Source organism: Providencia sp. PROV200 (assembly GCF_049901995.1).
In the GTDB taxonomy this organism is placed as follows: domain Bacteria; phylum Pseudomonadota; class Gammaproteobacteria; order Enterobacterales; family Enterobacteriaceae; genus Providencia; species Providencia rettgeri_E.
On the sequence record NZ_CP096307.1, the window covers coordinates 3693299 to 3719784 of the forward strand.

26 protein-coding genes are annotated in these 26486 nt (G+C 39.8%); 9 read left to right on the plus strand and 17 right to left on the minus strand.

The genetic code is table 11. The features are described from left to right. Positions 1 to 57 precede the first annotated feature (57 nt). The 4 genes from M1E86_RS17020 to M1E86_RS17035 all read left to right on the plus strand — a co-directional run bounded on the left by M1E86_RS17020 (position 58) and on the right by M1E86_RS17035 (position 2602). Positions 58 to 879 (plus strand): DUF932 domain-containing protein, encoded by an 822-nt coding sequence (locus M1E86_RS17020; RefSeq protein ID WP_426099178.1) that lies wholly within the window; start codon positions 58 to 60, stop codon positions 877 to 879. 17 nt (positions 880 to 896) lie between these two features. After that, positions 897 to 1379 carry a JAB domain-containing protein gene (locus tag M1E86_RS17025; RefSeq protein WP_014656726.1) on the plus strand — a complete coding sequence of 161 codons (483 nt, stop codon included), beginning with the start codon at positions 897 to 899 and terminating at the stop codon, positions 1377 to 1379. Positions 1380 to 1387: 8 nt separating this feature from the next. Then, positions 1388 to 1609: a DUF987 family protein gene (locus tag M1E86_RS17030; RefSeq protein ID WP_036941096.1), complete on the plus strand. Its 222-nt coding sequence runs from the start codon at positions 1388 to 1390 to the stop codon at positions 1607 to 1609. A gap of 675 nt (positions 1610 to 2284) precedes the next feature. Beyond that, the gene (locus tag M1E86_RS17035) at positions 2285 to 2602 is read left to right on the plus strand and encodes an MGMT family protein (protein WP_125890514.1); all 318 of its coding nucleotides are present in this window, start codon (positions 2285 to 2287) and stop codon (positions 2600 to 2602) included. 658 nt (positions 2603 to 3260) lie between these two features. Here the strand turns inward: M1E86_RS17035 and ushA are convergent. The 6 genes from ushA to M1E86_RS17065 are packed head-to-tail and all read right to left on the minus strand — an operon-like array spanning position 3261 to position 9877. Further along, positions 3261 to 4865 carry a bifunctional UDP-sugar hydrolase/5'-nucleotidase UshA gene (gene ushA / locus M1E86_RS17040; RefSeq protein WP_426099481.1) on the minus strand — a complete coding sequence of 535 codons (1605 nt, stop codon included), beginning with the start codon at positions 4863 to 4865 and terminating at the stop codon, positions 3261 to 3263. A gap of 32 nt (positions 4866 to 4897) precedes the next feature. Further along, entirely contained in the window at positions 4898 to 6046 is a 1149-nt protein-coding gene (locus M1E86_RS17045; protein ID WP_125890516.1) for an esterase-like activity of phytase family protein, read from the minus strand. Positions 6047 to 6064: 18 nt separating this feature from the next. After that, a complete protein-coding gene (locus M1E86_RS17050; RefSeq protein WP_213913605.1) occupies positions 6065 to 6979 on the minus strand; it encodes a carbohydrate kinase family protein in 915 nt (304 codons plus the stop codon). A gap of 15 nt (positions 6980 to 6994) precedes the next feature. Next, positions 6995 to 8038, minus strand: coding sequence for an SIS domain-containing protein (locus M1E86_RS17055; RefSeq protein ID WP_213913607.1), 1044 nt, complete (start codon positions 8036 to 8038; stop codon positions 6995 to 6997). Further along, on the minus strand, positions 8035 to 9117 hold the full coding sequence (locus tag M1E86_RS17060; RefSeq protein WP_213913608.1) for an ADP-ribosylglycohydrolase family protein: 1083 nt from the start codon (positions 9115 to 9117) through the stop codon (positions 8035 to 8037). Before M1E86_RS17060 ends, M1E86_RS17055 begins: the two co-directional genes overlap by 4 nt. 13 nt (positions 9118 to 9130) lie before the next feature. Then, the gene (locus M1E86_RS17065; RefSeq protein ID WP_125890520.1) at positions 9131 to 9877 is read right to left on the minus strand and encodes a GntR family transcriptional regulator; all 747 of its coding nucleotides are present in this window, start codon (positions 9875 to 9877) and stop codon (positions 9131 to 9133) included. Between the two features lie 265 nt (positions 9878 to 10142). Between M1E86_RS17065 and M1E86_RS17070 the strand changes: the two genes are divergently transcribed. The 3 genes from M1E86_RS17070 (at position 10143) to add (ending at position 13554) form a co-directional block, all read left to right on the plus strand. Then, on the plus strand, positions 10143 to 10910 hold the full coding sequence (locus M1E86_RS17070; protein WP_213913609.1) for an oligogalacturonate-specific porin KdgM family protein: 768 nt from the start codon (positions 10143 to 10145) through the stop codon (positions 10908 to 10910). 106 nt (positions 10911 to 11016) lie between these two features. After that, the gene (locus M1E86_RS17075) at positions 11017 to 12348 is read left to right on the plus strand and encodes an MFS transporter (RefSeq protein ID WP_213913611.1); all 1332 of its coding nucleotides are present in this window, start codon (positions 11017 to 11019) and stop codon (positions 12346 to 12348) included. 27 nt (positions 12349 to 12375) lie between these two features. After that, positions 12376 to 13554, plus strand: a complete 1179-nt coding sequence (gene add / locus M1E86_RS17080) for an adenosine deaminase (RefSeq protein ID WP_125890523.1) — start codon at positions 12376 to 12378, stop codon at positions 13552 to 13554. 186 nt (positions 13555 to 13740) lie between these two features. On the opposite strand, the gene M1E86_RS17085 is transcribed toward add, so the two are convergent. Next, positions 13741 to 15312 carry an AbgT family transporter gene (locus M1E86_RS17085; protein ID WP_102138017.1) on the minus strand — a complete coding sequence of 524 codons (1572 nt, stop codon included), beginning with the start codon at positions 15310 to 15312 and terminating at the stop codon, positions 13741 to 13743. A 457-nt stretch (positions 15313 to 15769) separates the two neighbouring features. Here M1E86_RS17085 and M1E86_RS17090 point away from each other — a divergent pair, with 457 nt between their 5' ends. Together M1E86_RS17090 and M1E86_RS17095 are read left to right on the plus strand one after the other, a co-directional pair. Then, on the plus strand, positions 15770 to 16150 hold the full coding sequence (locus tag M1E86_RS17090; protein WP_125890524.1) for a DUF1992 domain-containing protein: 381 nt from the start codon (positions 15770 to 15772) through the stop codon (positions 16148 to 16150). A gap of 155 nt (positions 16151 to 16305) precedes the next feature. Beyond that, positions 16306 to 16713, plus strand: coding sequence for a DUF2628 domain-containing protein (locus tag M1E86_RS17095; RefSeq protein ID WP_125890525.1), 408 nt, complete (start codon positions 16306 to 16308; stop codon positions 16711 to 16713). Positions 16714 to 16751: 38 nt separating this feature from the next. Here the strand turns inward: M1E86_RS17095 and M1E86_RS17100 are convergent, their stop codons facing one another. The 10 genes from M1E86_RS17100 to M1E86_RS17145 form a co-directional block, all read right to left on the minus strand. After that, complete coding sequence (locus tag M1E86_RS17100) at positions 16752 to 17465, minus strand: helix-turn-helix domain-containing protein (protein ID WP_125890526.1); 714 nt, start codon at positions 17463 to 17465, stop codon at positions 16752 to 16754. 183 nt (positions 17466 to 17648) lie between these two features. Next, the gene (locus M1E86_RS17105; RefSeq protein WP_213913613.1) at positions 17649 to 17984 is read right to left on the minus strand and encodes a tRNA-binding protein; all 336 of its coding nucleotides are present in this window, start codon (positions 17982 to 17984) and stop codon (positions 17649 to 17651) included. 198 nt (positions 17985 to 18182) lie between these two features. Beyond that, entirely contained in the window at positions 18183 to 18509 is a 327-nt protein-coding gene (locus M1E86_RS17110) for a DMT family transporter (protein ID WP_042845455.1), read from the minus strand. Between the two features lie 21 nt (positions 18510 to 18530). Next, positions 18531 to 18959 (minus strand): DMT family transporter, encoded by a 429-nt coding sequence (locus tag M1E86_RS17115; protein ID WP_213913615.1) that lies wholly within the window; start codon positions 18957 to 18959, stop codon positions 18531 to 18533. A 61-nt stretch (positions 18960 to 19020) separates the two neighbouring features. Further along, positions 19021 to 19713 (minus strand): hypothetical protein, encoded by a 693-nt coding sequence (locus tag M1E86_RS17120; protein WP_213913617.1) that lies wholly within the window; start codon positions 19711 to 19713, stop codon positions 19021 to 19023. Positions 19714 to 19727: 14 nt separating this feature from the next. Continuing rightward, the gene (locus M1E86_RS17125; RefSeq protein ID WP_426099179.1) at positions 19728 to 20372 is read right to left on the minus strand and encodes a phosphate propanoyltransferase; all 645 of its coding nucleotides are present in this window, start codon (positions 20370 to 20372) and stop codon (positions 19728 to 19730) included. Next, the gene (locus M1E86_RS17130; RefSeq protein WP_125890531.1) at positions 20369 to 20800 is read right to left on the minus strand and encodes a BMC domain-containing protein; all 432 of its coding nucleotides are present in this window, start codon (positions 20798 to 20800) and stop codon (positions 20369 to 20371) included. The genes M1E86_RS17125 and M1E86_RS17130 overlap by 4 nt, the downstream gene beginning before the upstream one ends. A 13-nt stretch (positions 20801 to 20813) precedes the next feature. Continuing rightward, a complete protein-coding gene (cutD, locus tag M1E86_RS17135) occupies positions 20814 to 21764 on the minus strand; it encodes a choline TMA-lyase-activating enzyme (RefSeq protein ID WP_213913620.1) in 951 nt (316 codons plus the stop codon). A gap of 101 nt (positions 21765 to 21865) precedes the next feature. After that, a complete protein-coding gene (cutC, locus tag M1E86_RS17140; protein ID WP_213913622.1) occupies positions 21866 to 25297 on the minus strand; it encodes a choline trimethylamine-lyase in 3432 nt (1143 codons plus the stop codon). 58 nt (positions 25298 to 25355) lie between these two features. Continuing rightward, positions 25356 to 26486: a 1-propanol dehydrogenase PduQ gene (locus M1E86_RS17145; RefSeq protein WP_213913624.1), complete on the minus strand. Its 1131-nt coding sequence runs from the start codon at positions 26484 to 26486 to the stop codon at positions 25356 to 25358.

A 26486-nucleotide genomic window follows, 5' to 3' on the forward strand; every position in this document is an offset into this window, starting at 1 on the left:
CTTCATTTAATCCATTTATCGAATTATTTATCAGTTTAATTACTAAGGAGAACCCCTATGTCTCGTTTAGCTTCCCGTTTTGGCAATGCTTGCTCTATTCGTCGTGACCGCCCGCTAACCATTGAAGAATTATTCCGCACAGTACCTAGCGTATTTTCAGAAGAAAAACACGAATCCAGAAGTGAACGTTATACTTACATCCCTACGATTACCTTATTGGATAGTCTTCAAAAAGAAGGCTTCTATCCGTTCTTTGCTTGCCAAACTCGTGTACGAGATGACAGCCGTCGTGATCATACTAAGCATCTGTTACGCCTCAGACGTCATGACCAAATTACGGGCAGCCTAGTGCCTGAAATCATCTTACTCAATAGCCATGATGGCTCATCGAGTTATCAGATGTTACCGGGGATGTTCCGATTCGTTTGTCAGAATGGCTTAATTTGCGGACAAACCTTTGGTGAGGTGCGTGTACCGCACAAGGGCGATGTGGTGGAAAAAGTGATTGAAGGGGCTTATGAAGTGTTAGGGCTATTTGAACGCATGGATGAGCAACGTGATGCCATGCAGTCCCTATTATTACCGCCACCAGCCCAACACATCTTTGCTCAATCTGCTCTCACATATCGTTATGATGAAGCGCATCAACCTGTGACCGAAGCGCAAGTATTACAGCCACGCCGTGTAGAAGATAAGAAGGATGATCTTTGGACGGTGTACCAACGTTTGCAAGAAAATTTAATTAAAGGGGGATTATCAGGCAGAAATGCGAAAGGTAAACGCGCTCGCACGCGTTCAGTGAATGGGATTGATGGTGATGTGAAGCTTAACCGAGCCTTGTGGGTGATGGCTGAAAATATGCTTCAACTAGCCTCGTAATGATGGAGATATTAACGATGGAGAGTATCAATACTTATACGAATACCTTAACACTGCTTCCTAATGAACAACGTACTATCAAACGTGCGTTGACCATACTGGATAAGTATCTGCGTGAACCGGGTATTGCTTTTACATCAACGCAAAATGTGAGGGATTGGTTACGGCTAAAAATGTCAGCATTAGAGCGTGAAGCGTTTATTGTGCTCTACTTGAATCAACAAAATCAGTTGATAAGCAGTGAAACCCTGTTTGCTGGCTCGATTAGCAGCACACAGGTTTATCCTCGTGAAGTCGTCAAACGAGCACTTCATTTTAATGCTGCTGCCGTTATCTTTGCACACAACCATCCGTCAGGCGATATCACGCCAAGCCAAGCGGATAAATCTATCACGCAACAATTAATAAAAGCATTGCAGCTAATTGAAGTTCGAGTACTTGACCATCTGATCATCGGTGGTCAGCAAATCTTCTCTTTCGCTGAGCATGGCTTAGTATGAGGTGAACCATGAATATCATCCGTAAATCCGCAGCAATGAAGATCCATCAGCAACATTTAGGCTCTCGCCTTGCTCGTTATTGTGCAGGAAAGTATAAATGGGTTGGTAATAGCGAGCATTATATTGGTAAGGAGGTGCCAGATTGTCGTGGCGTGTTAGCTGTTTATGTTGAACGTCGCCAAGACAGAGATGGCCCTTATGCGTGTGTCATGTGTGTGACATTGAATTGAATAAGTACTGATCACTTTGAGTTTATCCTATATTGGATGGATAAATTAAGCCTACTTCCACTTTGATTAGTATCCAATGGCACATATTAAACCGTTGGATCTTAACTGAATTAGACATTGAGGAATTAAACAAAAATGACACAATAAGACATCATTAAACATGTCAAATTGGCAATACCATGATTCATACTAGAAACAATTAACATGAACATGATCCCCATTAAATGTATACTTAAAAAGGATTCGAATACGTTATAATTACACCTGTCATCTGTGCAAAAAACAATCTATTTGCTGCGCTCTATCGCCCCAACCGTGCTCAACAAAACCCACCAAACGGACCGAGGGTACAAAAGAGGGTATAAATAAAATCAAATTCAATTAATATTTTTAAATACAACTAGTTATAATGAAAAATCGATTCCGAGTCCGGCACCACTTATTTAAAGAACCCGCCCAAAAGGCGGGTTTTTGCTTTTTATCGCTGAACAAAACCCTGTTTCATAAATATCCAGTACTACCACCAATATTAAACTGCCAGTTGCTCCCCTATCCTATTGGTTTAGCGTAATCGCCATGAGTATTTGCCAATAAAACCAATTTAGAACAGAATAGTTATTAGCATTGCCTATACTTATAGACTGATAATTCCTCATCATAATTAAGACATTCACCATGAACAGTGCGCCATCTTTTCAAGATATCATTTATAGCATTATGGGAAATATCCCTAGTGGCAGGGTCGTCACATATGGCGTACTCGCTAAAATGGCGGGTTACCCTGCTCATGTTCGTCAGGTATGCCGCGCAATTAGAAATATTCCACCTGGCAGTACCCTGCCCTGTCACCGTGTTATTAATAGTCAGGGAAAATTGTCCGTCACGGGAGAATGCTATCTACGCCATAAACAAGCCCTTATACATGAAGGTATTGTTTTTAATGCAAATGATAAGATAAAGTTAAAAGACTATTTATGGGAAGGGGGAGATTAATCCTTTCAAATATATTCATAGAATAAAAATATAAAATTATTTTTTATCTTTTAAATACCGAATTTTTTCATTATAAATATAATAAATATTATATAATCACTAAGTTAATTAGTGATTAATATGTATCATTTATAGTTTACACTACTGATGATGTATCTGAGTGAGATTAACTAATAAAATTTTAACTTGTATTGTTTTAGTTATGAACTATATTTAATTCTAAATCCATCTATGTATCATGTTGATTATTTATTTTTGAAATCGACTTTATTACGGCAAGAAATGTAGCTCCTTGGTCCGCTCCAGATAGAGAGGAGTTAATATTTCTCGCGGATCGAAGATTTAAAGTTGTTGAAATTGATGAGGCGACATTTAATTATAAAACCTTAGCCTTAGTCGTCAGGTTACAAGAAATCCCTGAAAGTTCAGTACCTAAAAAAACCCCTTACAGGGACTTAATATCAGGTGAAACATATTATTCACCCATCCCAATCAATGAGCTAGAACTAAAGAAAATAATTGATTTATCAAATGAAAAACAGAATCCATTAATTAATAAAATCATAAGCTATGTAAAAAATAGATAATATAGTGACGCCTCAGATTGGCTCCGCCACGCTATCGAGCATAAGAATAATTTGAGGCGTTTTTTAAATTATTAAAGATTAATAGGCGTATTCTCTTCTATATACGTTTTTAAAATATCTGCATCTATAGAGCCTGTATTCATGAATCGATCCGTAATAATTGGATAACCATCTCCCCCATTTACATTATAACTTGGCAAGCTAAAGCGATAGGTTTTGTTTAGTTCAATAGGATTACCTGCAATCTTAATGTTTTTTAATTTCCCATCAGAAAGGTCAAAAGTAATATTAGCGAATTGTGGATATGCTCCTGCACCAGGAGTCATATTGGCAATCGTTGTTAAATAAGGTATTAATTCTTTTCCTGTCATTTCAGCAAAACCGACTGAGTTACCAAAAGGCTGAACGGTTAATATATCACGGTATGTAATATCCCCTTGCTCTATTGGTGCACGAATACTTCCGCTGCTTATCAAGCCAAAATTAGCATCTGTTTTCCACATTTGTGCAAGTATAATTAGTTTGCCGAGATTTGTTTGTTGATGGCGAACAACGCGACGGTCACCTTGTAGTAAATTCTCAGTTTTTCCAATAATCACACCCAGTTTTTCTTCCCCTTGTTGCTGATATGGAGTCAATTCTGTAATCACACTCGGGTCCGCTTTAATTTCTTCCGTGTAATAAACATATTGCTTATTGCCGTCCGAGTCTTTTACGGTATATTTTAGATTAACAGGAAGCATCTGATAGCTTAACAGTGTGATTTTATTCTCAGTAATTTGAAAGTTTGCACGGCCAACAAACTTACCCCACTCACCTGCTTGCATAATCCAGACTCCATTTTGATAATCTGGGCGGCAATCTTCACCCACTTTATATTCAAGATCAATGGAGTTTTCCTTTACCATACAAAGTGTTGAATGTGAATGTGCACTGATAATGCCATCGATATCTCCTGGGCTTAGTGCGCGAGCTAGCTCAACATCGCCATAAGCACTCGTCCCTGATTTACCATCCTCATAGTACCCAAGATGGGATAATACCACGACCATATCTGCAATATTGTCTTTTCTTATCTGGGTTGATAGCGTTTTAACTTCAGTAATCGGGTCAGTAAAGCGCACATTCTGTAAGATTTTTTTACTACCCAGTTTTGGGGTATCTGGTGTCGTTACACCGATAAAAGCAATTTTTACATTCCCTTTTTTTAATACTACGTAAGGGGAAAATAAACGTTGATCCGTGGTTTTATCATAAATATTGGCGGATAAAAAAGGAAAATTTGCCCATTGTTCTTGTTGCTTTAATAACTCAACAGGATGGTCAAACTCATGGTTGCCAATTGCCATCGCATCATAACCAACGAGGTTCATACCGATAAAGTCAGGTTTAGCATTGAGTAAGTCAGATTCTGGAGTACCTGTATTAATATCCCCACCTGACAACAAAAAAGTCTCCCCGCCTTGTTTAGAAACTTCTTCACGGATACTATCCACCAGTGTTTTTTGCGCTGCAAGACCATATTCACCGTGCTTACTTTGCCAAAAGTGCCCATGATGGTCATTGGTGTGCAATAGTGTAACATATGAACTTTTCTGAGGTGCTGAGCAACTAATCAACAACAGAGTCAGCAGTGCAAAACCAAGGCGAGCTGCATATTGTTTTGTAGAACGAATAAGTTTATTCATTATCAAACATCCTTATAGAATTACTTCAATATGTCGTTGCTATCAATAAAAACATAAAACTTATTGCTTTGGTAAGATTGGAAATTGTTATCAGTAACAAAAACCAGGGTTTTATGTCCATCAATAACTGGGCCAAAAGTAATACCTTCAATATTATCTGGGGTCTTGGTATAATCAGAAAAGTCGATGAGTAGTTTCTTCGTTATTGGCTGAAATTGGCTTTTTTCTTTAATATCGCTCAGTGTTTCCATACCTTTAATATTTGTGCTTTTAGAAATATCTCCTAAATAGACTCGAATATTAAAATCCCAATCATCATAACCTTTGCTGGCATTACGACCCGCTCTCTCAATAAATAACAATTGATGTTCATTAACGGCTAAAATATCAGAAACGCCATTATCATTAACTGCAAACTCAGACACGTCAGGAATAGGATCAATATTATAAATATACTCGCCCACTAAAGTTAATTCATTGGTTTGTGAGTTTGCATCATATTTCAATAGCCTAGCAGGGCTAGAATTTAATGGCGTTGAAATAGGCCCATCTTGTTTTAATGCCGTTTCAACAGAAATAAATACATTTTTTTTATCTGGCGTGAGAGATACTCCCTCAAAACTAGTTCCTGAACGAACACCAACTTTCGAGGTTTTATCAGCAATACCTAACACATTATAGTATGGGGGGATAACATCATTATAATCAGCAATAAATGAGCCATCAAAGTCTGTGATACGTAATGCGCTTCCTAATTCAGATGTCCAAAACAAGCCCTTTCCATTTGGCGTTGGTGCAATTCCTTCCGCATCAACTTGCCCATTTGACCAAATTTTACCGTCTTTATCGAGAAGGTTTTTCATGCCCATAATATTGACGCTATGAATCCCTTGCTTATCAATATTCATTGTTAAGGTATAAAAGCGAGAAACACCTTCTTGTTTAGTATTTCGTGCATCAGAGATACCATAATAAATGGATTTTTCAGCATCAAAATACAACCCTGAAACACCTCCAAATAATACATCTTGATATGATGTACTCGTCGGAAGTGAATATTCCCCTATAAAGTCAAGTTTTTCGAGTGCGGTTGAAAATTGACTATAAAATAAAGTCGATGCAGTAAATAGGCTAGCAACTAGTTTCCATGATTTATTTTTTTTCTTCATAATTACCCCTGATTAATATTATTTGTAATCGTTAATAAATTCTTCAACTTTACTTTTGGTTAATATGGAGTTTCGAGCCCCCAAATAACCAATAGAAATAGCGGCTGATGCACAAGCAAAAGCCAATGCTTCTTTCAATGTTATTTCTGCAAGTAAGGCGTGGATAAAAGACGCATTAAAGGTATCTCCAGCCCCAGTGGTATCAATCACGTCAACACAAAAGCCATCATGTTTCTCATCGCTATCTTTTGTAACAGCGATAGCGCCTTGCGCACCACAAGTGACAACAATCACATCAAGTTGATATTGCACAACCAAATGTCGTAATGCATTAACAGTGAGTTCAAGCCCTGTACAGGTAAGAAATCCTTCTAAATTGAAAATAACGATATTGCTAGCGGTTAAAATCGTTTCAAGCTTATCTTGGGTGTCCGCGATATGAGGCTCAATATCCACTGCAATTTTAGTGTCATGTATTTGGCAGATTTCAGACATGTATTTGAATTTTTCAATATTCCCCGGCATGGTATACAGCACCTTACTTTCTTTAATTGCCTGAGTGTAATTCGCCTGATTGATTTTAGTTTCTTCACCGGGGGAAAATACCAATGCCTTTTCTCCACTATGATCAAGGAAGATAATGGCCAAATTCGGAGAAAGACGAGGAATAATTTCAACAAAACACGTATCGACACGGAAGCGTTTAAAGTCATTTAAAATCATTTGCCCATAATTGTCATCCCCCACCGATGAAAGGGATAAAGTCTTAGAGCCCAATTGCCCAAGAACACAAGCGCTATTAGCGACTGTCCCTCCGACGCATTCATTAATTTTTTCACCGACGACTTTACTGTCATATCTTGGCAAACTAGGCACTCTAAACATGAGATCAATATTGGCATCGCCCACCGCAACAACATCATATTTTTTCATTATTATTCCCTTTCTTTAGTTATTGCTAAAAGCTCTAACGCCACCTTGAGCGACCCAATGCTCAGCGAGCTTTAGAGATAAAACTTGTAAAAAATTGAGGCTATAAAAGCTAAATTCCGTTGAAGTACTGCAAGGAAAAGTTATTACCATAAAACCATTCATGTCATTTTCTTTTAGTGGATAAGCAGATAGCAATATGACGCTAGCCCCTTGTGCAACTAATGTTTTTGCAGTATTCAAGAAAATAGACTCATGTTTTTTATCACTAAGTAACAGAATAAAACGACGTAAATGGTTGTCATGTAGAAGGCGTAAACTATGGTGATATTCTTCTATAAGGAATGAATGGGCTAATAATTGTGGCCCGCAAGCGAGTAAATTGCACCCCATTTCGGCAATAAAAGAGGTTATTCCTGTTGATAGGAATACATGAGCAGCTTCGAATGGGTAGTTTCTGTCTATCTGATATTCAATAGTTTTTTTCTGAATAATCGGGGCGGCCAGATTCTCAACGATTAATCGGAGCTCAGCTAAAGCATCATTAATATCTGATGACTTCAGATAAATAGATAATTGAATTAATAGCAATAAACTTGCAGTTGTGCTTTGAGTGGGAATCCCTTGCTTTTCTGCACCGGTATACAACACAAAATTAGCTTGTTCACGTATCCTGTCATTTTTATGATTTGTCACTACAACAACAAATGCACTTGAGTCTGAGGCAATGGCTAAAGCATCGATAACCGGTGAGGGACGACCACTGGCTGTAATAATAAAAACGACACTATCCTTCAGGAGCAGGCGTGCCCCATTGACAAACTCATAAGACTGAATCGCTTTGCAATCTATACCTAATTGCTTTTCATAATATATAGCTATGAATTGAGCAATCGCATAGGAGTCACCAGAACCAACAAACAACATCTGTGTGATTGTTTGTTGTTTGATACCAATTGCTAACTCACGAACAAGATGAGGTTCTTCCAATAAGTACGCCAGAACCCTAGGCGTACTTGTTATCTCTTGCCATGTTTTATCTAATGGCATGATGGCTTTCATTGCGCTTCACCCTGCAAAGCTTGCCATGCGAGCTCTGATAACCCTTGTGCAATTTTAGGGATATCAAAATCATGGCTGTTTACTTTGCTAAAGAACTGGTACTGGTCTTGTGGAAGACTATCAAACCCTTGTAGTGCCCCTGCCATGGCCCCTACCATCGTGGCAATACTGTCGGTGTCATTTCCTACGTTTGTTGCAGCAACAATGCCATCCCAAACCTGACCTTTAGTGAATGCAAATAACCCAATAGCCGTTGGAATAGATTCATGTGCCGCTACGGAATTTCCAACATATCCTTCAAGCTGTCTTAAGCAAATCTCTAAGTCTGTATTTTCACGGGCGATTCTAAGGGCTAATTGAATACGCATTTCAATATTTGGCCCAGCAACAACACGCCCTATTTTTTTAGCTAAAACTTCACCATACCGTGCACCGTATAAACACGCTTCAACCACAGACTCTACTGTTGCACTCACCATCATTGCCTGGCTCACACCAGCCGCAATAGCACAGGCACTCGCTATCGCGATGTTGGTGTCATGAGACGGAATGCAAGTCAATGCTGCGAGTTCACAGGCTTTGTCTAGCTGCCCTGGATAAATAAGCCCTGCAGGCGCAATGCGCATACCAGCTCCATTTGTCGTACCAATATTTGGCGCTTGGCGTTCAGAAGTCCCTATGCGGCCTATTGTGTTAGTTGCTTGCCCTGATTTTAACGCATTAACAATCAGTTCAGTGGTCGGCCCCTTATAGTTTGCATAAGGTTGCATATCCGCCCAGCGTAATAAACAATTCACCCAATCTTGGTTAGTAAATCTATTATAACCCGCAGAGATGAGACCTTCTGATAAAACATACATTTGACTTGAGTCATCGGTAATTAAACCTGCGACCCCGTTTAATGACCCGGCGAATGTATCTTTAGGCGGTGTAATAAAATGGTCTAGAAAGCCTCGATGAGCAGCGATAATTTCATCAATACTGTATAACTCCGTGGGTGCACCAAGCGCATCTCCCATGCCTGCTGCAGCGAGTGAGCCGTATATTTTGTTATAAATAACTTTCTGAGTAAGTTGCATTTTTTATCCTTAATTATTTATTGCGACCAAAACTATCGCGATTGATTTTCATGTTGTAGGTATAGCGGCTCGCGGGATAAACCATTTCAACGTATTCCATTGGTTTTAGTGCTTCAGATAATGTAATTCGAGTACAAGCGAGTACGACCCCTTCATGATCCAACTCTAAAAAACTTCGCTCTGAAGAAGAGGCTAAACGAGCACTAATTGACTCATAGGCTTCCAATGGAAATAAATTATATTTTTCTTTCAATACCTTATATAAAGAACCATACTCAAGAAGCGTTTCTTTTTCGATAGGCATATTATGCGGTAACGGTATATATGAGGTATGGATCCCCATTGGGGTTGTTTCTGAAAAACGAATACGTTTAATACGAAAAATAGTGCGTTCATGTAGCGATAATTGCAAATTTTGCCTAATTATATTGCTAAGAGGAACGAACCCAATTTCCAAAATTTCTTGTGATGGAGTCCCACCTCGAGACGAAATATCATCGGTAAAACTGTGCAATGAGCGCCTAGATAACCGGCTTTTCTCTGGTAAAACAAATGTACCTCGACCATGTTGACTAAACAGATAACCATCTTGCTTCAGTAACTCAATGGTTTTTCTAATCGTGGTACGGCTAGTTTGATAAACTTCAGCAAGCTCCCGCTCTGTTGGAATGACATCCTCCTCCTGCCATTCTTGCTGATCAATTTTATTTTTAATATCCAGATAAATTTCCTGATATTTCAAAATATAGTTTTTTGACATTATTTATATCTCTAAGATTGGTAACTACCAATATTGTTAACTAAAAAAGAAAAAGAACAATTATTATTGCTATTTTTTGCGATCAAAATCAAAATTTAATATTTTTATCAATAAAAACAAATGGTTATTTTTTATTTTCATTTATTAGTGACATCGTTCACAATTTAAACAATGGTTTGTTTTGGTATATACCAATATTATTAATCTCTAAATCAAACAGAGAGAAAAAATATAAATAATGTTAATTGAGAATAAGGAATGAAATATGTTTAATCAAAAAAATAAAGCCGAATGTTCACGAAGAAAACCCTATTACTTATCATTAAGCACCCTAGTTTTTACGACTATTTTCATCTCATCCTCGTATGCAGGTGGTGGTTACCTTGATTACCGTAATGAATATTTAACTAAGCAACGCGTTTCCAATGATCGCGTTAAAATGGGGTACTTTTTTGATAGTGGACTAGATGTACACCTTGAATTAATGTGGAAACAAAAAAACAATGATAAAAGAGGGGAACTTCCCGCTAACCGTGATAGTTGGGGTCATTTTGAAAATAATGGTCATGGTATTATCTTAAATTATCCACTTCGATTTGAACCTTTAAAGAATTGGACATTTACCCCCACTTTTTCCGTCTATAGTTCAAGTTATTGGACAACCTATGAGCCCGGTCTTGAAGTCGCTTATAAAATTAATGCCGACCATCGCATTCGTTCAAGATTCCGTGTGGATTTAGATCATCCAAGTTCCAGTAATTCTGCGGATAAACAAAAAACTTATAGAACCGATTTTTGGTATGACTGGCGCCCTAAAGATTTACCAATTGGGATCACCTACAACTTTGTTTGGTATGACACTGAAAATGTACGTTGGGATAATAAAAAACGCGACTATGCCCAAGATATTAAAGTCCAATATACCATCGAGAATTGGACACCTTATATTGCAATCGGTGATGTAAAAGGATATAGCAAATACAGTGATAACCGCCAGTTAAGATTAAGAACAGGAATATCATATAGTTTTTGATTATCAAAAATACAAGGACGTAATTATTCCAAAGCAAATAAAAGCGCAGCTTGGTAGTAAGGAATTAAAAGCTAACTATCATGCCGCTCTATAAAGGTTAAATAAGATGAAACTATCTATTTATGAAAAAGTTGGCTTTGGTGCAGGTGACATGGCAATTGCCATTGTCATGATCTCCATGCAACTATTATTAGCGTATTTTTATACTGATATTTATGGCTTGTCTGCGGCCGACACTGGTGTTTTATTTATTATTGTTCGCTTTGTTGATGCTTTAGTTGACCCAATGATTGGCATATTTACTGATCGAATAAATACGCGTTGGGGACGGTATCGCCCTTACCTACTCTTTTTGGCTGTCCCATTCGGCTTTGCTATTTACTTAATGTTTGTCACCCCTGATATCGCCTATACAGGTAAACTAATTTGGGCGTATGCAAGCTATATCTTACTTACCATTATCTATACATTTATTGCCATTCCTTATGTTTCTCTCATTAGTGTTATTAGTGACGAACCATTAGATAGACTGAGTGCAAATGGCTATCGTTTTGTCATGACCAAAATAGCTGCCTTTATTGTCACTATCATCGTGCCCTTAATGGCGGTGTATTTTGGCCAAGGACAATTAGCTAAAGGCTACCAGAGCTCAATGGCCATTATGGGGATATTAGGTACGGTACTTATTTTATTCTGTTTTTTTTCCACCAAAGAAAGGGTCTCTGTAAATATAGAAAAAACACCAATAAAACAGCAGGTAAAATTATTATTTAAAAACGACCAGTGGATTATTTTAGGTATTGTTCTGACATTAATTATGTGTGGTGGGACGATCCGCGCATCTGTATCAGCCTATTATGCTAAATACTATTTATCCGGTGGCGATAGCTTAATTCCTGCATTCTTAACCACAGGAGTGATTGCTTCGGTGTTAGCTATGATTGTGAGTACATGGATGACTAAATTTTATGATAAAATAAAGTTGTTTCGTTATTCCCAAATCGCGACCTTTCTATTTAGCACATTAATGTACTTTATGGTGGGACAGGGCGATATTGCTCTCGCCTTTATATTCTATTTTGCCGTTTCATTCTTATGTGATTTACAACTACCTATTTTTTGGTCATCGATTGCTGAGTCTGTCGATTATGGTGAAGTAAAAACAGGAACTCGAGTTTCTGGGCTGGCTTTTGGTGGCATCTTATTTTTCCAAAAATTTGGAATGGGGGTCGCAGGTGGTGCCTTAGGTTTTGCCCTAGCTTATATAGGCTACCAACCCGATGTTGAACAAACAGTGTCATCCCTTATCGGCATATCACTCATGATGACATTAATACCGGCAATATTTCATTTGTTAGTCGGGTTATTAATGTTCAAATTTATTATTAATAACCAATATTACCAAAAAATAAAAAACGAGTTACTCAAAATAGCCTAGTTATTTATCACATAAAATGAGAAAGAAATGAACATAGATCAACAGAGTTATTTACCTAAAGTCATTTTACATGAGCATTTGGAAGGATCGGTTACCCCTAAAATTGCCAAGCAATTAGCCATGAATAATGCCATTAATTTACCATCATCGTTATTTTATCCAGTAGGGGAGTATGATGATATACAATTTCCTGATGGGCGCTATTTTTATGATGAAAGCCAGTTTAATGAATTTATTACCATCTATGATCGTGTTGCTTCACTCATTCAAACCGCAGATGACTACTATCTGATCACCGAAGATTATCTCACTCGAAATGCGCAGCAAGGGCTAATTTATTGCGAATTATTGATCTCCCCCTATCATATGAGCGCCAGTGAAGTTAACGGGAAAGTATCCTGGGACAGCACGCGCTATATGGATAGGCTATTAGCCATTACACGAGCCATTGAGGATGTGAATCAGTTGTATCCTTTAATTGTCAGGTTACATGCCGTGGGAGTCAGGCATTTAGGTCCTGATATTGTCTATCAAACGCTCCAGTTTGTTCAGCAAAATCCCCATGATGTAATAACTGGTTTTAATATTGCAGGTAATGAGTTGAGCTACCAATTTGCTGATTTTTCCATGAGCCACCAATTAGCAAAACAACTGGGGCTGGGCCGGTCATACCATGCAGGTGAAATTGGTTCAGACCAGCAAATACAAAATGCAGTTAAAGCTGGTGCTGTACGTATTGGCCATGGTATTCGCGCCATTGATAATGAGGCTTTAATAAAGCAATTAATTGAGAACAAGATCCTCTTAGAAATCTCGATGACAAGTAACCGTATATTAGTCCCTGAGTTAAATGGCGATATTCATCAACACCCTATTCGCAAACTGTATGATAAGGGAGTGCGTATTGCGATTAATACTGATGATGCAGGGATTTTTGGTACAGATATCAACAAAGAATACCAAATCGCCCAACAGACTTTTCAATTTACACGCATCGAATTATTAGACATCACTCTTTGTTCCCTTGAAGCCGCTTTTTTAGAGGATGAGTATAAAGAACTCGCACTGCAACAGGTTTACAAAACTTTTACCGAGGACGATATTAAACAACTACAGAAGTATGTTGACAGACCATCAATTAGTTCCGCATTAGTCTCTCGGTTAAATAACCATTTACACTATTTAAAAAATTATTTATTACCGTGACATTATGATTATTGGTGTTTGGTAAAATAAACTGCTTCACTCACGGCAGTTTATTTTTATAATCTTTATTTAATCTAGATTCTCTGCTCATAACAACAAAATCACACTTTATACCCTCACTGGTTGCCCCTAACCTAATGAACTAAAATAGGGCAACCAATGATTTTCTAATTACACATCAAAAGGCTAACTTCCCGGTGTGAAATAAATTGGGGAACCAGGACCTACAGGAATACCCAATACAAATACCCACACAATAAAGAACAGCGACCAGCCAATGAAGAAAATGATGGAATATGGCAACATCATTGAAACCAATGTCCCTATTCCTGCATCTTTTTTATATTTAACCACTATCGCCATAATCAACCCAAAATAGCTCATCATTGGCGTGATAATATTGGTTACCGAATCCCCAATACGATAAGCGGCTTGGATAGTTTCAGGCGCATAACCTGCCAACATCAACATGGGGACGAAAATAGGCGCGGTGACAGCCCACTGAGCCGATGCAGAGCCAATCATTAAGTTGATAAAAGCACAAATAAGAATAAAGCCAATAAACAGCACCCCACCGTGAAGGTCGATACTATTTAAGAAATTGGCACCTTTAACCGCAATAACTTGCCCGATATTTGTCCAACCAAAGAAAGCAACAAATTGTGCGGCAAAGAAAATGATAACCAGATATAAGCCAAGAGTGCTCATTGCCCCTGCCATTGCGTCAACAATGTCTTTATCAGAACGCATGGTTTTAGCGATATAGCCGTACACAATACCCGGGACAGCAAAGAACACAAAAATGAATACCACTATGCCTTTTAGGAAAGGCGAGTTGCTGACTAACCCAGTATCTTGGTTACGTAATATTCCGTTTTCGGGTACCACCATTAACGCCAAAATCGCGGCTAATCCCCAAAACGTCACTGATGCCCAAAATAACGCTTTTTTCTCTAGCGGAGTGACATTTGCTGAGGCATAGAGGCTATTTTCATCTTCGTCAACTGCACCGCCAGTGTATGGACCAAGCTGTGGCTCAACTATTTTTTCTGTGATCAAGTAACCTAAAATAGTAATCAAAAACGTACTCGCAAACATAAAGTACCAGTTCGCTTCCGCTCCCACAATATAAGTCGGGTCAATGATTTGCGCAGCCTGCTGGGTGATACCTGACAGTAACGGGTCAACCGTACCTAATAATAAGTTTGCTGAATAACCGCCTGAAACCCCTGCAAATGCAGCGGCAAGGCCAGCTAAAGGATGACGTCCTAATGAGTGGAAAATGATAGCGGCTAACGGAATAAGTACCACATAGCCCAGTTCTGCCGCGGTGTTTGACATAATACCTGCAAACACGATCGCCATCGTCGTTAATTTACGTGGGGCTTTGGTTACAACCAAACGCATGGCCGCAGAAAGCAAACCGGCTCGTTCTGCAATTCCAACCCCTAATAACGCAACTAATACCGTCCCTAATGGCGCGAAGCCGGTGAAGTTAGTAACGACATTAGCAATAATTTTTCGGATCCCTTCAGCATCCAATAAACTGACAATGTGAATAATACCGTCTTCTGCACGCCCTTTCGCCCCTTCTGGGCGAGGATCTGGCACGCTGACACCAAAATACTGACCAATTGCTGAAGAAACTAATAAAATTGCAATTAAAATAATAAATAAGATGACGGGATGTGGTAGTGCATTACCTAGCCACTCAACCGTTCGCAAAAAACGGCTTCCCTCTTGTTTCTTTTGTTCCATATTTTCTCCTTATAAACAAGCAAAACGGACATTACACAATGTTTTTCCTTTTTGCTATTTACAAACAGATAATTTCAATCCAACAAAAATCATACAAATTAGACATAAAATTCAACATAATTAGAAATTATTTACCCCAACTAGTTATTAATATCACTTATTTATATAAAGGCGAAAATTAAGACCAAAATAAACAAGATAAATTAATTTCCATAAGTGTGGTCAATATAACAATTTTCATATTATTCTTCGCTTTTTTACCTCATTTATCACTAATTAAACATCATTTTTCAGCCGTTTTATTTTATAAAAATAACCAACCCTTCATTTATAAACCCTCGGTAAAACCTTACTGATAACTCGGAATAATAACCATAATAAAGAATAATCTGCCAACTTCCTTTATATTGATATGGAGGGCTATAATAGTAAAAAATCAACTTTTGGAGCCACTATCATGTCAGTTATCGACCTTTGGGCTGAGCGCCATATTCAAGCCGCACTGAATAAAGGGGAATTATCGAGTTTAGATGGGGAAGGCAAGCCACTGCAGCTCGAAGACGATAGCTTAATTCCACCTGAACTTAGGGCTGGATATCGGATATTAAAAAACTCAGGCTATTTGCCTGTAGAATTACAACAAAGAAAAGATGCATTAACGTTAAGTCAAATGCTACAAAGCTTATCTATAGACGACCCAAATTACACATCCATAAGCAAACAGTTAGCGTTACTCGAATTAAAGCTCAAACAAGCCAATGTCAATACCGATTTTTTACATGGCAACTATGCAGTTTCAATTTCTGAACAAATAACAAGAAAATCAGATACAAAATAATGCTAAGTAAGCCGATCTCTCAGTAAATGAAGATATTACCCTTTTATTAAGAAAACTCTGTAATAGTCAAATTAAGAATATCCCTCCTGCATTTATAGAAGCATCCAAGTATTATCAATCCCGATTTTATAAGTATAAATAGATAAGGGATGAAGATGGAACAGAAACAATATTCTAATAAATGGCAAAAACGGTTCGATTTCTTTGATAAGCATGGTGCTCCAGATACGCCTGAATTCAAAGCAGCGTTAAAAGCGGCCTCTTTCGGTGAGCGTATTCTCATTAATATGAACATTTTTGCCTTCTTCTTCGGCATTATTTATTTCTTGATTTTAGGGCTATGGAAGAAAGGGTTAGTGATGCTTGGCATCACTCTTGGGGTTGCTATCGTTTTGAATATTATTGATTTTATGATTGGTGGAACGATTCCTAACGCCGTCTTTACTGGGGTATCTGTCGGTATGTCAGCGCTGTGGGCCATGGTTGCCAACTATGCTTACTATATTAAAGAAACCAAAGGATTGGATAACTGGAACCCATTTGAAGGGATCCGTATGCTGTAGATAGCAAATATTGTAAAGATTGGTGGCTAGCAAAGCTGCTAATTTTTACAAGGTACTAAGTTAACGCCCTGAATTCGATATTCATTTGGTGTTCTGCCATAAAATCGACGAAAAGCTTGGCTAAATGCCGAATGAGACTCATAACCGACAGATAATGCAATTTGTTCTATTGAAGTATTTGTTAGTAATAAGCTTCCTGCGATTTCCATGCGTTTTTGTAATAGAAATTGCATCGCTGTTAATTGTGTTTCTGCTTTTATTCGCCGCTGCAATGTACTCACCGACATACAAAAAGCAATCGCCATATCTTCACAACTAATAGGATGATGCAAACGCAACTCCACCCATTGAGAAACTTCATCAATCCACTTATTTTCAGGTTTTAATTGAGCCAATAATAGACGAGCAACGGTAAAATTATGTTCGGGGGCTTGTGGAAAACTTTGTAACCAACTCAAAAGACCGACTGCGGCTGGAGTCAGAGTGAATTGTGTCATCTTTTCATTTAATGCCCACTGCGCTGTATTTGGCATTTCTAATACATAATTTTGATTTCCTAGCTGGCCACTAAATGCATGATTGACACTCGGAGGGATCACGACGCCCTTCCCTGCATTTAACAAGAAATGTTGCCGATACATATTGATTTCCATCTGCCCAGATAACGACAACACGACTTGCCACTGCCCATCATGTTGATGAGAAATGACTTCGTCTGAATATTGGCGAAAATGTAGTTCAGGTAATCGCAAAGGGTCACACTCCTACTGATACAGAGAATAGCAGTATAACCTTTTTACTAATAAATAGCAGTGATGGCACCGACGACACTAGGCGGCAAGCAAGCGAGACCCTAAATATGGCCCCACTGAACCAAGTAAGTATAACCAAAAAGCCATATCAAATTAATGTATTAACACGAAGTATAACGAGTATTATGCTAATAAAGCACCGTTTGGCAAAGGCAGGTTAAATTCAGCAAGAACGATCGCCCCCGTTTCGTCAGGCGCCCCCGTGATCAATACTTCAGATTTAATGCCTGCTATACGCTTTACTTCAAAATTACACACGCACAGCACTCGCTTACCAATCAAATCTTCAGGCGTATAATTGACGGTGATCTGTGCACTTGAACGCTTAATACCCAATTCGCCGAGATCAACCTCCATAATATAAGCGGATTTTTTAGCTTTAATATTCACTTCTGCACTAATAATCGTACCGACGCGCATTTCAACCCGAGTAAAATCGTCCCATTCAATTATGTTCATTCATTTTTCCTAATTAGATTATTTATAGAACGTAAATTAACATAGGATAGATCCTTTCTTTTATCGCCAAACCATCACTTTGTATCGTGAAACAGTCATACTATCGCATGATAAAAACGGATGATAAAAAAATAGCCCTCACGAAAATACATGGAGGGCCAAACAATGAACGAAAGAAAGAATGCAACAATGAATCAATTACATCGTTGAGAATGTATTCATAATAATCCCACCACTAATGATGAGCCCCATCGCGAATACCGCTGGAAAATCGGGTTTTTGTTTATATAAAACCATAGAAACGAGTGTCACACCGACAATACCAAACCCACACCATAATGAATAAGCCACACCAACTGGGATATAGCCCATTGCACGAGTTAAAGCGAAATAACACAAACAATACGCAATAATGACTAATACAGATGGCCCCAATTTACTAAAGCTATTGGTCTTTTTAATCATTGAGGTGCCCGTTATTTCAGAGCCAATAGAAAGTGCTAACCATAGAAATCCAGTAAACATAATATTCCCCTTAGCTTTAAATTAATGCGCTGTCTTATTTTTTGCAGATAATAATGAAGACTCAGTGTCATCTTGAGATGCTTCGGTTTCTTCTGGATCATCTGAGCCCATTTTGGAAAATAGATTCATGATCACAATACCACTTGCGATCACCGCCATGCCAATCATGGCTGCAGTATCGGGATGTTGTCCATAAAATAGCATACCAAGGGTTGAAACCATTAGGATCCCCGTACCTGACCATGTTGCATACGCTAAGCCAACAGGAATATATTTTACTGCGCGGGAAAGTGAGTAATAGCAAATAACATACAGTACAACAATTAATGCTAATAATAATGATTTGGTCATACCTTCACTGTTATCAAACATTTTTAAGGTCGATGTTGCTGAGGTTTCAGAAATAATAACCGCCAGCATCCAAAGCCATGCTTTTGCTTTAGGGGACATAGATAATACTCCTACGATAAATAGAAAGATTAGAATTAATTTTTAATTTAATTAAATAGCCTTATTTTTTCAGAGACTTTAAATAATCGATTGCTGAATCCGTTAATTTATTTTCATTCGCAAAACACCCCCTAGGGTTATTCATCACTTCTTTTAAAGTAATATAGCGATTTGGATGTTTATTATTTAGTTCAGGTTTTAAATCTTCAGTAACTTCATTAATGAAGAAGTTTTTTTCTATTTCGTTTAATGAACCGAAACGAATTCCTAAATTAATAGCCTTACTGATATTTTCTTTAATCAGACGATTATAATTTTCGTTTTTATTTAAACCTAAAACCTGACTTAACTCACTTTCAGGGCAACAATGGTATTTCAAGGCAAATATTGGCATGTTTTGTGATAATGCATGCAAGACCAATTCACTTTCTTCACTGACAAATAAACCATTGGCAATTTCACCCACTACTTTTGCATCAATGAATGGTAAAAATAGACTGCCATAGTGACTTAACGTGTTTATTGAGACGACATTTTTATCTACAACACTTCCCAATTCAGCCCATTTTTCAACATCAGAAGACTGAAGCATGGATGCGGTGGCATAAAAGGAAAAAGAAATAGAATCTAGCTGTGCCAGCCTTCGGTAAATCGCTTGCTGATACCCCTCAACTGGCGATAAAACCACCAAAACCTGTCGCTTTAACTGACGTAAAACTTGCTGCACAATTTGTTCAATCAGCTTTTCGTTCATTTTGCCACCATCCCTTAACCCGCGATGAATACGCTATCGTTATTACGTAATCCTGCTGCGTTTGCCTCATCGGTATCGATATGAAACTCAAGGGAAAACCGTTCATCAACCCTCACGATAACTTCATCGAAAACTAAGCTGCGTTCACCTTCAGTACGGATATTCACCTTTTGCCCATTCACCACATTTAAGGCTCTTGAGTCCATCACACTCATATGAATATGACGCTGAGCACAAATGACTTGTGACTCAAGATTGACATGTCCTGCAGGGCCAATCAGTAACGCATTACCCGAGTTCGTCATATCCCCTGACTCTCTCACTGGCGCTTTAATCCCAAGGGCAAAACAATCGGCTTTAGACACTTCCAGTTGTGTTTTTGGGCGAACAGGCCCTAGCACTCTGACTTTGCTAATTGACCCTTTTGGTCCCACTACCATCACGCACTCTTTCGCCGCAAATTGCCCCGGCTGTTTTAAATCTTTAAATGGCGTCAGCTGATAGCCTTGACCAAACAAGGCTTCAACGTCCTGCTGTGAAAGGTGAACATGACGGTTAGATATGCCAACAGGGATAGCGATGTTAGAAACGCCATTTTGTGCCTGTGTATAGGCTGAAAGCCGAGCCAGTATTTTCCCCATCAATTGCTCATTCATCATGATTTTTTCCCTTTACGTGGGTCATTTTTGATGTCTTTCACATTGATATCGGTTTTAACTTCAGCTACTGGTGCTTCAGTTTTGGCTTCAACAACCGCTTTTTCCACTAGTTTTTCTGCTTTTGCTTCAACACTTTTCTCTAATTCGCCTTTTTTACTTTTTACAGTAAGCAATTTGCTGATCACACTTTCTTCAGGTCGTGCAATCACTAATGAGCCGACTAATAGTTGGCTACTGGCGATCACTTCAATGCCGTGGTCAACTGCGGTGCGAACGGCACTGATTTCGCCTTGAAAACAAACGGATACCAGTCCAGAACCGATTTTTCGATAACCTACAATTTCTACACTGGCCGCTTTGCATGCCGCATCCGCAGCCTGTATGGCGGATGTCAGTCCCCGAGTTTCAATTACACCTAAACTTTTCATCTGTCTCTCCTACTTAATGACGAACCAGTCGAATATCGAAATCAAATTGTTTGAAGAATGCTTCAAGTTGGTCTAATTCTTCTGCGCTATAGGTTGGGTCTTGTTTAACGGGATAAATCATATCCAGTTTGTCGTATTTGCCGCGGCCCAACTGGTGATAAGGTAAAATATCAATGCGTTTTACATTGCCGCGTTTGGATAATTCCATCGCATAGTGAATCGCCCCTGTAATGGCATCAAACGAGTCGTTATAGCCACGAACTAAGGGCATTCTGACCACGATGTTAGCGCCGAGGTCGACCAATCTTTCGAGGTTACGGCGGACATTTTCATTGCCAATACCGAATAGGTTTTTATGCTGCGCCGTATCAATATGTTTAATGTCATAGAGGAATAGGTCGACAACTTCGGCTAACTTTTCATAGTTTTCTAACGATGTCGTACCTTGGGTTTCTATTGCGGTGTTGATCATCATTTTTTTACACTCACGCAGTAGCGCAACGGCAAAATCGGTTTGTAGGCTCATTTCGCCGCCACCGATTGTCACGCCACCACCGGAAGAAATATAAAAATCATAATCTTGCATGATGATTTCCATCATTTCGGCGACCGTGACATCTTTCCCCATGATGTCTAATGCACCACCAATACATACCTCTTCGCATTTACGGCAGCCAATGCAGTCAATGCTACGATTGACTCGATGAATTTGTTCACCTTGCTCATTAATAGTTTTGTAGTGGATCCCTGTAGGGCAGACATCAACACATTTTCCGCAGTTGACGCATTTGTCGTGGGAAAACATCACTTGGAACTGACTGCTTAACCCTTCTGGATTGGCGCACCATGGACAACGAATATTGCACCCTTTTAAGAAAATCAGCGTTCTGATACCGTCGCCATCATAAATCGAGTATTTTTGGATATTAAATATCCGACCTTTCATCTCTGCCGCGCTCATCATTGCACCTCTAAAACTATGTTTATAAATCAAAATTTATTATTGTTGTTATGAAATAGCTGGTATGAAATGGCAGGTATAGATTCATACCTGCCTACATGGGTTTAGAACTTCTCAATTACAGTACGGCTAATAATTTCATCTTGAACCTCTTTACAGAGTTCAACGAAGTAAGCACTGTATCCTGCGACACGAACGATTAAATCACGATATTTTTCAGGCTCTTGCTGCGCTTTTTTCAGCATTTCGTTATCCACATAGCTGAACTGCATTTGCCCGTTCCCTAAGATAGACGCAGTTCTCAGCAAGGTGATTAAGCCGTGGCGGCCTTCTGGCGTGTCCAATAAGCCTTTTAAGAACTTAAAGTTATGCACCATACCAATGTTCATCGTTTCAACATTCATTTTGCTGATTGATTTAATAATGGCAGTTGGGCCTTGTTTATCCGCACCTTGTGTTGGGCTGATACCATCGGATAGCGGCATCCACGCCAAGCGACCATTGGCACTCGCGGCGGTTAACTCACCAATCGGTGTGTTGTTGGAGATAGATAAGGTTCCGTGGCTCAGTGTTGAATACAGCATGTCGTACTTACGGCACTCACGCTCTGTCCACTCCGTAATATCCAGTGCATATTGGTCAACATAGTCATCATCGTTACCAAACTTAGGCGCATTTAAGCAGTCACGACGCAGTTCGTCGTAGCCTTCAAAGTTGGCTAGCAGGCCATCACGAATTTGCTCAAGGGTGTAGCGGCCATCTTCATAAACTAATTTGCGGATCGCGACAATGGAGTCAACATAGGTTGCCAGACCAGAGAAAATCAGCCCTGGGCCGTGGTTGATCATCGCCCCACCCGCTGCAACGTCTTTCCCTTTTTCCATACAGCCTTCCACTAGCAAGGACATTAATGGTTTGGGTGCCACATCGCGGTGGACACGTTGACTGATGACGGTACCGATAGCCGATAAGCGAACAATATGAGCAATCTGCGCTTTCACTGCATTATCAAAGTCTTCGAATGTTTTCAGGTCTCGTAAATCACCGGTATCTAAACCTTGATAGCTATCGAATAACACCATGCGACCACGGTTTAATACGAATTCAATCGCAATTGGCCATTGGGTGTAACCCGTTGAAGTCCACTGATAAATACGGCCTGATTTTTGTGGCTCAACACAGCCCATCAAGCAGTAATCACGCGCATCTTCAAAGTCGAAGCCCTTACGCAGCATCATTTTGATGTGGGAATCGTCGAAGTGACAGGCAGGGAAGCCCATACCGGCTTTCACAACATCAACGATTTTTTCCATGTATTTCTGTGGTGATTGGTTATGAATACGGCATGCCAGCGATGGCTGATACACTTTAACGAAACGAACCGCATCCATAATCAAGTAGGTCAGGTCGTTACAAGCGTCACCGCCTGAACGTTTTTGTCCACCCACCGTTAAGTTGATAAATGGCTGATAACCGGCAAAATATTTCGCACCCAGCTCACTCGACATCCACATTAACTCAGCACATTTAATGATAAACGCCTGCATCATTTCCAATGCTTGGTCTTGGGTTAAACGGCCTGTTTTGATGTCGTTTTCATACATTGGGAAGCAGTACTGGTCAAGACGTCCCAAAGAAAGACCGGTTTGGTTTTCTTCAATTTCAAACAGTGACTCAACCGTCCAAATGCTCTGTAATGCTTCTTGTAACGTCGTCGGTGGGTTCGCTGGCACGTTTTCGTTGACTTGTGCGATAGTCAGCAATTCTTCGCGGCGTTTTTGGTCTGATTCCAACACCGCTAGTTCGCGAGCGTGGGCAGCAATACGGTGTGAATACGCCACCACCCCTTCACAGGTTTCAATTGATGCTTTATAGAAATAAATGCGGTCAATGTCATCAGGGTTTTCCATGCTTAATTCAGCCAGTTTCGCCTGAGCATCTGCTTTAATGCCATTCATTCCTTTGGTGAATAACAGCACGTCATAACCCGGACAAGTATCGCCACCACCGTTGATTTGGTGATAAGACAAATCACTGACAAACGTTTCACCGCTGAATTCCCATACCCCCGCTTCGCGGTATTGAGCCTCACAAATTTCATCCAGTGAGCGCCCTTCCCAGAATGGCGCGATTTCCTCACGGATCACTTTTTTGTCTTCTTCAGAGATAACAAACGGGTCTTGTGGACGCGTGCTCATGGTATCGAGTTCTTCGACCACCCAGCGCCATGCGATATCCGGTGAGAAAGCCCCCGCACGAGCTTTACCACATGGATGACCTACAATCAGTTCTTCTGGCTGAATTAAGATTGGCGCGGTTTCACAAGCGCGGCGGAAAGCTTTCGCACGCAATAGAATTGGCGGTAAACCTGGGTTATTTTTAACGACGTCAGTGAAGGCGAGTGCGCGATAAATAGAGACACTTGGACGCGCTTCTAAGTAACGGTTACGCAAGCGTTGTAAGCGAGGCGTTAAGCCTTCCATCACGTTGAATTCAGTTTCCGCTTGTGCCGTTGGAGCAACATAGCTGCCATTTGGCGCGGCGTATTGCGGCTGAGCGCTGTTCTTTCCACAATATAAGCGAACTTTCAATCCATTATTGATAGCACTGATATTTTCATGAGCAGATAACATCATGGCAGATAATTCGTTAATGCAGACACGCGGGTCATTCAGATAAATGCCATCTTTCAATGCATCGAACATGGGGTAGCCATCGACTAGCTTGGTTGAACGAACTTCAGACAGTTCAGCCAGTTTCAACCATAAACTTTCTACAATCTCATAAGCTTGTGCTTGGGTTAAGCGGCCTTGTTCAATATCGCGTTGGTAGAATGGATAAACGGCTTTATCGAATCCCATTGGGTTAACTGCATAACTGCCATTTTCTAAATGCAAAATAAGTTGCAGTAAATAGAAGGCTTGGCAAGCTTCTTTGAAGGTTTGCGCGGGTTTTGCTGGCACATTGCGTAAAATGGCTGCACTTTCTTGCAATTCTGCACGGCGATATTGATTAGATTCTGCTGCCGCCATGCTCTCTGCTTTAGACGCTAAAGCTTGTGCAAAATGCATGGCCGCATCACATGCGTAAATTGCTGAGCGGCAGTTATTCGCTTCATCAATGCTATTACGGCTAACTGCACTGCCAATGTTTCTGACTTTGTTTTCTAATTGGGCTTTGATAGCCAAGAAACCAATATTTAAAACTGCTAAGTAATCAGGCGCATCAACTGTGCTATCGCCTGCTAAAAAGGTATAAATACTGTGGCTGTTGATTTCATTTTCAGTATGGAAAATGGCTCCGCGTGGGGTTGATGATTGGCTACCAATAATCAACTCATCTTGGCCAATAAATGTAGGAAAGTGGCGGATAAACTCATAAAAACGTTGTGCAGGTTTAATTGCCTGCGGTGCGCCAGATAGTTGGTTGCCAAGCGCTTCTAAAATATTGGCACGTTCAGTAATAATTGAGCTATTGCGGGCACTTAAGCGTTCAGCCAGCATTTTTACGCGTGGGGTCAAAGCATATTTATTCATGTTAGCCTATCCTGATGTTCTTTCTAGTTTGTTGTTCATCACATAAAAGCGTTAACTGTTAAAAAGACTGTCTATACAGCACTTCCAGTTGCACCTTGCTCACATCCCGTGGATTGGTCGGAGTGCAACTATCGCGCAGTGCTTGCCCAACCATGTCCCCTAAACGGGCGTTAAAATCGAATTCATTGGTACCAGTTGCTTGAATGCCTTTTGGCATATTCATTTCATCTTTCAATACGTTGATTGCCATAATTAAACTTTCAACGCCTTCACGAATCGTTGATGCGGGTAAATTTAAATTTTTCGCGAGATGGGCGTAACGTTTCGCGGCTTCGTTATCACAACGTCCTTCTAAATCTGCATTGAAAGCCACAACTTGCGCCATCAATAACGCATTTGCACGGCCATGTGGAATGTGGAATACACCGCCTAATGCATGGGCTAAGCTGTGCGTTATCCCAAGTGATGCGTTAGTAAAGGCCATTCCCGCAATGCATGAAGCGTTGTGCATTTTTTCGCGTGCCACTAAGTTGCTACCGTCCCGATAGCAGTCAATTAAATGACCAAATACTAATTGCACCGCTTTTTCAGCTAAGGCATCAGAAAAGTCAGATGCAGTACGAGAAACATAGGCCTCTAGCGCGTGGCACAGCACGTCCATACCTGTGTCAGCCGTAATAGAAGCGGGTACTGACTTCACCAGTGCGGGATCTAAAATGGCGACATCTGGCAACATAAATTCGTCAACCAAAACCAACTTTTCAGACTGGGATTTGATCACTGAAAACGAAGTGACTTCCGAGCCCGTCCCACTGGTAGTTGGGATCGCGATAAACTGCGGTTTAACTCGATTGACGTCTTTTTTCGTGTGCCAGAGGGAGTAAATAACAGCTTTCGCAGCATCAATAACCGACCCACCACCGAGTGCAATCACCACATCTGGATATTGCCTATCCATGATTTTCATACCTTTAACGATGGCTGAAATATCGGGATCTGGCTCAACATCGTCGTAAATCGAAAATGCGATGCCACTTTGGGTTAGCCTGCGAGTGACTTCATCAGCTAAGCCAAATTTCACCATCGCTTTGTCAGTGACGATAAAGGCATGGTGAGCACTCATTTGTGAGATAAAATCCAATGCGTTAGCACCGAATTGGACTTTAGGTTTAATCAAAAACTGGTTCAT

Bases quoted from the DNA above. Each gene is read 5' to 3' on its own strand.
- M1E86_RS17020 (WP_426099178.1), top strand. From the start codon at position 58: ATGTCTCGTTTAGCTTCCCGTTTTGGCAATGCTTGCTCTATTCGTCGT.
- M1E86_RS17025 (WP_014656726.1), top strand. From the start codon at position 897: ATGGAGAGTATCAATACTTATACGAATACCTTAACACTGCTTCCTAAT.
- M1E86_RS17030 (WP_036941096.1), top strand. From the start codon at position 1,388: ATGAATATCATCCGTAAATCCGCAGCAATGAAGATCCATCAGCAACAT.
- M1E86_RS17035 (WP_125890514.1), top strand. From the start codon at position 2,285: ATGAACAGTGCGCCATCTTTTCAAGATATCATTTATAGCATTATGGGA.
- M1E86_RS17045 (WP_125890516.1), bottom strand. From the start codon at position 6,046: ATGAAGAAAAAAAATAAATCATGGAAACTAGTTGCTAGCCTATTTACT.
- M1E86_RS17050 (WP_213913605.1), bottom strand. From the start codon at position 6,979: ATGAAAAAATATGATGTTGTTGCGGTGGGCGATGCCAATATTGATCTC.
- M1E86_RS17055 (WP_213913607.1), bottom strand. From the start codon at position 8,038: ATGAAAGCCATCATGCCATTAGATAAAACATGGCAAGAGATAACAAGT.
- M1E86_RS17060 (WP_213913608.1), bottom strand. From the start codon at position 9,117: ATGCAACTTACTCAGAAAGTTATTTATAACAAAATATACGGCTCACTC.
- M1E86_RS17065 (WP_125890520.1), bottom strand. From the start codon at position 9,877: ATGTCAAAAAACTATATTTTGAAATATCAGGAAATTTATCTGGATATT.
- M1E86_RS17070 (WP_213913609.1), top strand. From the start codon at position 10,143: ATGTTTAATCAAAAAAATAAAGCCGAATGTTCACGAAGAAAACCCTAT.
- M1E86_RS17075 (WP_213913611.1), top strand. From the start codon at position 11,017: ATGAAACTATCTATTTATGAAAAAGTTGGCTTTGGTGCAGGTGACATG.
- add (WP_125890523.1), top strand. From the start codon at position 12,376: ATGAACATAGATCAACAGAGTTATTTACCTAAAGTCATTTTACATGAG.
- M1E86_RS17085 (WP_102138017.1), bottom strand. From the start codon at position 15,312: ATGGAACAAAAGAAACAAGAGGGAAGCCGTTTTTTGCGAACGGTTGAG.
- M1E86_RS17090 (WP_125890524.1), top strand. From the start codon at position 15,770: ATGTCAGTTATCGACCTTTGGGCTGAGCGCCATATTCAAGCCGCACTG.
- M1E86_RS17095 (WP_125890525.1), top strand. From the start codon at position 16,306: ATGGAACAGAAACAATATTCTAATAAATGGCAAAAACGGTTCGATTTC.
- M1E86_RS17105 (WP_213913613.1), bottom strand. From the start codon at position 17,984: ATGAACATAATTGAATGGGACGATTTTACTCGGGTTGAAATGCGCGTC.
- M1E86_RS17110 (WP_042845455.1), bottom strand. From the start codon at position 18,509: ATGTTTACTGGATTTCTATGGTTAGCACTTTCTATTGGCTCTGAAATA.
- M1E86_RS17115 (WP_213913615.1), bottom strand. From the start codon at position 18,959: ATGTCCCCTAAAGCAAAAGCATGGCTTTGGATGCTGGCGGTTATTATT.
- M1E86_RS17120 (WP_213913617.1), bottom strand. From the start codon at position 19,713: ATGAACGAAAAGCTGATTGAACAAATTGTGCAGCAAGTTTTACGTCAG.
- M1E86_RS17125 (WP_426099179.1), bottom strand. From the start codon at position 20,372: ATGATGAATGAGCAATTGATGGGGAAAATACTGGCTCGGCTTTCAGCC.
- M1E86_RS17130 (WP_125890531.1), bottom strand. From the start codon at position 20,800: ATGAAAAGTTTAGGTGTAATTGAAACTCGGGGACTGACATCCGCCATA.
- cutD (WP_213913620.1), bottom strand. From the start codon at position 21,764: ATGATGAGCGCGGCAGAGATGAAAGGTCGGATATTTAATATCCAAAAA.
- cutC (WP_213913622.1), bottom strand. From the start codon at position 25,297: ATGAATAAATATGCTTTGACCCCACGCGTAAAAATGCTGGCTGAACGC.
- M1E86_RS17145 (WP_213913624.1), bottom strand. From the start codon at position 26,486: ATGAACCAGTTTTTGATTAAACCTAAAGTCCAATTCGGTGCTAACGCA.